Raw genomic sequence first — 6,978 nt, forward strand, 5'->3', positions numbered from 1 at the left:
GCCCTGCTCCAGTGGAGGAGAGGATATTCGAAAAACGTGGTGAGTTCGTCTGCCTCTGACGTGCTTTATCAACCCTAACGCCACAGCCTTGCAAAATTATTCCGGTCAAGCTCGCACACACCTCGTCCAGACACGCTTCTGGCGGGTTGCGCTGGCTGAGCATACTGCCAATTTGCACGGCAAAGTCAGCGTAATGTTGGGTGCTGGACCAGAGCAGAAAAATCAGGTGCAGCGGATCGACCGCGTCCATCTTGCCCGCCGCTGTCCAGGCGCGAAATACTGCGACGCGGCCGGCAAACCAGTCACGAAACTGTTCATCCAGCAGCGCCTCCAGGCAGGCGCCGCCGCTGATCACTTCCATGGCAAACACCTTGGAGGCAATCGGCTGCTGCCAGGAGAATTCCAGCTTGTGACGGATATAGCCGGCCAGCGCCTCGCCTGGTTCGTCGTCGGCGTTCAGGCAGTCAAGACTGTCTTTCCACAGCAGCAGAATGCGCGTCAGCACCGCCTTATACAGCGCCTGCTTGCTGCCGAAGTAGTAGTGCAGGTTGGCTTTCGGCAGACCGGCGCGCTCGGCGATCATGCCGGTGCTGGCGCCTTTGAAACCATGCTCGGCGAAGGTGGCCTCGGCGGCAGCCAGCAGCAACGCTTCGTTGTTCTGCCGCACTCGCCCAGGGCCACGCTGCGCCAGGCCGTTCATTGCGCGCCTGCCAACCGTGCTTGCCAGACGTGACTCATGGCCAGCAACGCAGCCTCGTCCTGGCGCAGTAGGCGGCGATCATCGAGCAGTTGCTCACCCGCCACCCAAGCATGCCGCACGCAGTCGCGCGTGCTGGCGTAGATCAGTTGCGACACCGGGTCGTACAGCGGTTGCTGCGCCAGGCCGGAGAGGTCAAACGCCACCAAGTCAGCGGCCTTGCCCTCCTCCAGCGAACCCACATCCTCGCCCATGCCCAAGGCCCGCGCGCCATTTAAGGTGGCCATGCGCAAGGCGTTATGGGCGCTCAACGCGGTGGCGGAACCGGCCACCGCTTTGGCCAACAACGCGGCGGTGCGGGTTTCGCCAAGCAGGTCGAGGTCGTTGTTGCTGGCCGCGCCGTCGGTGCCAATCGCCACATTGACGCCGGCCTGCCAGAGTTTTTCCACCGGGCAAAAACCACTGGCCAGCTTGAGGTTGGATTCCGGGCAATGCAGCACATGGGCGCCGCTGGCTTGCAGCAGGGCAATGTCGCTGTCGTCGATCTGGGTCATGTGTACGGCTTGGAAGTGCGGGCCCAACATGCCCAAGCGCGCCAGCCGCGCCAGTGGCCGCTCACCGCTGGCCTGCACCGCCGCCTGCACTTCGCCGGCCGTTTCGTGCACATGCATTTGCACGCCGGCACCAAACTCAGCGGCCAGATCACGCACCCGCAGCATGGTCGCATCGCCGACGGTGTACGGCGCATGCGGGCCAAAGGCCATGCGAATACGCGGGTGGTTACGCAGCGTTTCGAACAGCGGCAAACCGTGCAGCAAAGCCTCATCGACATCCGGCGCACCCGGCACCGGGAAGTCCAACACCGGAATGGTGATTTGCGCGCGCATACCGGTGGCTTCCACCAGTTCGGTTACCACCTCCGGGTAGAAGTACATATCGGAGAAACAGGTGATGCCGCCCTTGAGTTGCTCGGCCATCGCCAGTGCCGTGCCGTCACGCACAAAGTCGCTGTCGACCCAGGTTTTCTCCGCCGGCCAGATATGTTCGTGCAGCCAGGTTTCCAACGGCAGGTCATCGGCCATACCCCGGAACAGGCTCATCGCGGCATGGCCGTGGGTGTTGATCAACCCTGGCGCCAGCAACATTCCCGGCAGTTCGCGCACCTCACAGGCGCCCAGGGCCAGCAGCTCGTCACGCGGGGCGATACGGGCAATGCGTCCATTACCAATGGCCAGGCCATGGTCGGTCAGCACCACGCCCGCAGGCTCCACCGGCACTAGCCAGGTGGGCAACAGAATCAGGTCGAACAGGTTGTCGCTCATGGCCTTCCCCTACGGTTTGCTGCGGTAGATTTCCGCGTACAGCGGCCAATGGTCAGAGACGCCGTCCGGGTACTTGCCGTCCTGAAAGCGTGCGGGCGAGCCGTATTTATTCACTTGGTAGCGGCTGGCGTTGGCCAGACGAATGCTCGCCGGGTCGACTTTCCAGCCGTTAAAACCATCGGCGGTCATTTCTTTAGGGAACAGCAAAATGTCGAAGAACGACCATTGCCGCAGTTGGTGGTAGTAGTAACTGCCCTTGCAGTCGGTACAGCCGATCAGGTGCGACACGCTCCAGCTATTGGCCAGGTGGTTGGCGATGTAGCCGTGCTCTTTTTCCTCGCCTGCGTTGATATTGAAATCACCGCCAACAATGGGCAGCACATCGGCAGGCAGCTGGCTTTTCAGCACGCCCAGATAGTCCGCCGCCTGGCGCCGCAAGTAGCCGGGGCCGCCACCGGAGGGCAGGTGCACGGCAAATACCGAGGCCTTCTGGCCGTCGGGCAACAGCAGGCGCACTTCGAGAATGCCGCGGGTTTTGCCGTTTTTCTCCGAGCTATCGCCGTTCTCGGCGTGGTACGGCACTTTGTGCAGAATCGGTTTATCCCACTGCGGCAAACGGCTGAGCACCACGGTGTCGATACCGCGCTCATCCCAGCCTTCGAGCAATACGCGGGTCTGGTAGTCGGCCTTGCTTAACCGGGCGTTAAGCATCTCGACCACGTTGAGGTTTTCCACCTCGTCGAGCAGCAAGATATCCGGGCCGCGACCGTCGTTGATCTGGCCAATCACATCGGCCAGGCGGGTAAGTTTTTCCTCGAGTTTGGCCTCGGTCCAATCGGTTTTTTCGCACTCTTCACGCCAGGCCGGCACGCTGATTTTTGTGCAGGTAGCCAGGTATTGCGGGTGGGCTTTTTTCTCGGTTAACGGCAGGTAGGCGAAGTCGTCTTTGCCGGCGTCGTGCACGGTGTCGAACAGGTTTTCGACGTTGTAGGTCATCAGCGACACGCGCTGCTCGCTGGCGGTAAACGAGGGCAACAGGCTGCAGCCGGCCAAGCCAAGGGCGACCAGCAGGGTCAGGGGGCGCAAGCTCATGTAGTTCATGGCAACTCACTTTCAGCGGGCAAAGGGTGACTAGCCCGGCCGGAAAACCCGGCCGAATCAGCAGTTATGGGCAGTGAATTAAGGGGCTGGGCGACCGGCCACCAAAGCCTGGTTAAGCAATTGCGCCAGGCGCACGGAAGCCAGGCCAACCTGGCCTTCGGCCACGGGAATAAAGCGGCTCATATAGGCGCTGTCGACGCCGCCGGCGCTGCTCTTTTTCTCACCGGTTTCGACCAATTTGTCGCCACGGCTGTAGTCCTTGCCGGTGCGGTTGTATTCCTGATTTTTTGCCGCGTAGTCGACGCCGCCGTCGTCGTCGTCACCGAGGGCACGCTTGGTTGGCAGCTTGCGGCTGGCCGCGGCTTTGGCCGGGTAGATAGCGCCGTCACGAACGATCAGGCAAGCCTGTTGCGACCATTGCACCGGGGCTTTGCTGTCCACCGCCGGCAGGCTTTTTTCCAGTTTGTCGGCATAGGCTTTGACGTCCAGCTTTGCTTGCCCGAGCAAGAAGTCATCCCACACTTGGCGCAGGCTGTAGGTTTTGCCGCCGGCTTTAACGGCGAAGTCGTAGCCGCCTTTGTCGTCTTTAAAGCTGTTGTTCAACGGTGAGCTGGCGTCGGCGGCGTGGTGAATCAGAAACAGCAGGGCCATCAGCCGCGCCTGGTTCGGCGCTTTGGGGTCGGCCAGGGCTGCACGGTTACGCTCGATGGCGGCCACGGTGCACACGCCGTTGGGGCAGTCGCGTGGCGGCTGATAGGCGCAGTCGTCGGCCTTGTAAATCACCAGGCGCTCGTCTTTGGTTTTTTCCCACAGGGCTTTGGTTTGCGGGTTCTGGTCAAGGTTGCCGGCCCAGTTGGCGACCACGGAAAAGTCGTTCTGCTTGATCAGCCCGAGCAAGCGCCCGGCCTCCGCTTTAGCCTCTGGGGTGAGCTGCCGCTGGGCCAGTTCACCAACCAGCGCCGTGCCCTGTTGCCCCCAAGCCAACACCTGGCCAGCCCACAGGCCGGCTACCAAGAACAGGCCATTACGTAGGGTTTTGCTCGCATTCATTCGCATAGTCTCCTTGGCGGCGGCGTGCAACTGGCCGCCCTGCCGGTAGTTAGTTAGCCGCCGGGCACAACGCATTGAGGGTCAGGCGCAGCATGTCGTGGAAGTCTTGTTGGCGGGCTTGGGCGCTGAGTTTTTCGCCGGTAAGAATGTGGTCGCTAACGGTCAATACGGTCAGCGCCTGCTTGCCCAATTCAGCGGCCACGCCATACAGCCCGGCAGCCTCCATTTCCACGGCAAGAATGCCCATCTTGGTCATGCGCTCGAACAGCGCCGGGTCTGGCTCGTAGAACAGGTCGGCGGAAAACACATTGCCGACGTGCACCGCTTGGCCACTGGCATCGGCGCTTTGCACCACACGCTCAAGCAGGCGGTAGTCGGCGATGGCGGCGAAATCAAAACCGCCCAGGCGTTTGCGATTGACCGCCGAATCCGTACTGGCGCCCATGCCGATTACCAGGTCATGCACCTTGACGTGGGGCTGGGTGGCGCCGCAGCTACCGACACGAATAATCCGCTCAACGCCGTACTGGCTAAACAGCTCATGGGCGTAGATCGACACCGACGGAATGCCCATGCCCGAGCCCATCACCGAAATGCGCTGGCCCTGATACAGGCCGGTGTAGCCGAGCATATTGCGCACGCCGTTAACCTGCTGCACCTCGGTGAGGTAAGTGTCGGCGAGCATTTTCGCTCGCAGCGGGTCGCCGGGCATCAGCACGGTTTCGGCAAAATCACCCATCTGGGCGGCGATATGGGGAGTAGGCATCTCAGGCGTTTCCACTAGGGGCTGGGGAAAGAAAAGACCGTCCGTGGGAGCACGACGGCAGTCCGAAAAAATCAGCCAGGGTCTGGCCGATGTCGGCAAAGGTTTCGCGCTCGCCAAGGCTACCGGCGCTTACGCCATGGCCCCAGGCAAGTACGGGAATATGTTCGCGGGTGTGGTCGCTGCCGGGTGTGCTCGGGTCGCAGCCGTGGTCGGCGGCGAGCATCAGCAAGTCCCCCGGCTGCATCTGCGCCAACAGCTCGGGTAGGCGCACGTCGAAGGCTTCGAGGGCAGCGGCATAACCGGCGATATCGCGGCGATGGCCGTAGAGCATGTCGAAGTCGACAAAGTTGCTGAACACCAGGGTGTTGGCCGGCGCCTCGTGCAAGGCCTGCAAGGTGGCGTCGAACAGCGCGTGGTTGCCGTCGGCTTTGTACAGTTTGCTAATGCCCTGGTGGGCAAAGATGTCGCCGATTTTGCCCACCGCGTACACCTGGCCGCCGGCATCACACAGGCGATCCAACAGGGTGGGTGCCGGTGGCGGTACGGCGTAGTCACGGCGGTTGCCGGTGCGCGTGTAAGTCGCCGGGCTGTCGCCCCGGAATGGCCGGGCGATCACCCGGCCGATGTTGTAGGGGTCGCACAGTTCGCGGGCCAGCTCGCACAGTGCGAGCAAGCGTTCCAGGCCGAAGTGTTCTTCGTGGGCGGCGATTTGCAGCACGCTGTCGGCCGAGGTGTACACAATCGGTTTGCCGCTGCGCACATGCTCGTCGCCGAGCTGTTCAAGAATGGTGGTACCGGAGGCGTGGCAATTGCCGAGGGTGCCAGGCAGTTGCCCACGCTCGATCAGCGCCGCCAGCAATTCTGGCGGAAAGCTGTTCTCGCGCTCATGGAAATAACCCCACTCAAACAGCACCGGCACGCCGGCCATTTCCCAGTGGCCGGACGGGGTGTCTTTGCCGCTGGAGAGTTCGCGGGCGTAACCATAGGCGCCCCCTACCTCAACGTCGGCACTAAAGCCCGGCGGGAAGCTGCCGCCGCTAAGCGCCGCGGCGTGGCCAAGGCCAAGCCGAGCCAGGTTTGGCAGGCTCAGCGGGCCGTGACGCTGGGCGTTATCTGCTTCGCCACGGGCACAGGCTTCGGCGATATGCAGCAGGGTATTCGCCCCGGCATCGCCGAAGCGCTCGGCATCGGCGCTGGCGCCAATACCAAAAGAGTCGAGCACCAGCAGCAGGGCACGTTTCATACAGCCTCCAGGCACAAACCAGAGACCAATGCGCTGGCCTCGCACGCTTCGCTGTCCACCACATAGGCGGCTTGCACCGCTGCGGCGGCCAACTCGGCCTGGGCCAAGTTGCGCGCGTGGATCATGGCCAAGGGACGATTGGGGCCAACCGCTTCACCGACAAAGGTCAATTGGCTGAGGCCAACGGCGGGGTCGATGCTGTCTTGCGGGCCGCTGCGGCCACCGCCGAGGGAGACCACGGCAATGCCCACGGCGCGGGTGTCGATGCTTTGCACAATGCCTTCACGCGCGGCATACACCGGCATTAGCACCGGCGCCGCTGGCAGGTAATTGTCCGGGCGCTCGACCAGATCGGCCGGGCCACCCAGGGCGGTAATCATCTGGGCAAAACGCTGCAACGCCGCCCCGCTCTGCCAGGCGGCCAGCACTTGCTCGCGCGCCAGTTCCACGGTGCTGGCCAGACCAGCACAGAGCAAGGTTTGCTCGGCCAAGGCCAGGGTGACATCCCACAGGCGTTGGCTACGCACGTCGCCTTGCAACAGGGCAATGGCTTCTTCCACTTCCAAGGCATTGCCGGCCGAGCGCGCCAACGGCTGGCTCATATCGGTGATCAGCGCGCGGGTGCGCACACCGGCACCATTGGCCACAGCGACAATGCTTTCCGCCAACGCCGAAGCATCGCTGGCTTGGGCCATAAAGGCGCCGTTGCCGACCTTCACATCGATCAGCAATACGTCGAGGCCGGCAGCAAGTTTTTTGCTGAGGATCGAGGCGACGATCAGGTCAATCGATTCCACCG

Annotated in this window: 6 protein-coding genes and 1 pseudogene; all 7 read right to left on the reverse strand. The window is 62.6% G+C overall.

Features of this window, described 5'->3' with window-relative positions; translation table 11 throughout:
- Positions 1–76 precede the first annotated feature (76 nt).
- A pseudogene (locus AAAB16_RS16050) lies at positions 77–700 on the reverse strand (TetR family transcriptional regulator C-terminal domain-containing protein); the annotation flags it as partial.
- Positions 697–2,019, reverse strand: coding sequence for a TRZ/ATZ family hydrolase (locus AAAB16_RS16055; RefSeq protein ID WP_340664218.1), 1,323 nt, complete (start codon positions 2,017–2,019; stop codon positions 697–699). The pseudogene AAAB16_RS16050 and the gene AAAB16_RS16055, both read right to left, overlap by 4 nt.
- Positions 2,020–2,028: 9 nt before the next feature.
- The gene (locus tag AAAB16_RS16060) at positions 2,029–3,120 is read right to left on the reverse strand and encodes an endonuclease/exonuclease/phosphatase family protein (protein WP_340664219.1); all 1,092 of its coding nucleotides are present in this window, start codon (positions 3,118–3,120) and stop codon (positions 2,029–2,031) included.
- A gap of 78 nt (positions 3,121–3,198) precedes the next feature.
- Positions 3,199–4,170 carry a S1/P1 nuclease gene (locus AAAB16_RS16065; protein ID WP_340664220.1) on the reverse strand — a complete coding sequence of 324 codons (972 nt, stop codon included), beginning with the start codon at positions 4,168–4,170 and terminating at the stop codon, positions 3,199–3,201.
- A 49-nt stretch (positions 4,171–4,219) separates the two neighbouring features.
- Positions 4,220–4,936, reverse strand: coding sequence for a purine-nucleoside phosphorylase (gene deoD / locus AAAB16_RS16070; protein WP_340664221.1), 717 nt, complete (start codon positions 4,934–4,936; stop codon positions 4,220–4,222).
- 1 nt (position 4,937) lies between these two features.
- Positions 4,938–6,179: a phosphopentomutase gene (locus tag AAAB16_RS16075; protein WP_340664222.1), complete on the reverse strand. Its 1,242-nt coding sequence runs from the start codon at positions 6,177–6,179 to the stop codon at positions 4,938–4,940.
- Positions 6,176–6,978 (reverse strand): thymidine phosphorylase (locus AAAB16_RS16080; RefSeq protein ID WP_340664223.1); only part of this gene is annotated, 803 nt, incomplete at its 5' end. The genes AAAB16_RS16075 and AAAB16_RS16080, both read right to left, overlap by 4 nt.

The organism is Pseudomonas sp., assembly GCF_037994325.1.
Lineage (GTDB): Bacteria > Pseudomonadota > Gammaproteobacteria > Pseudomonadales > Pseudomonadaceae > Aquipseudomonas.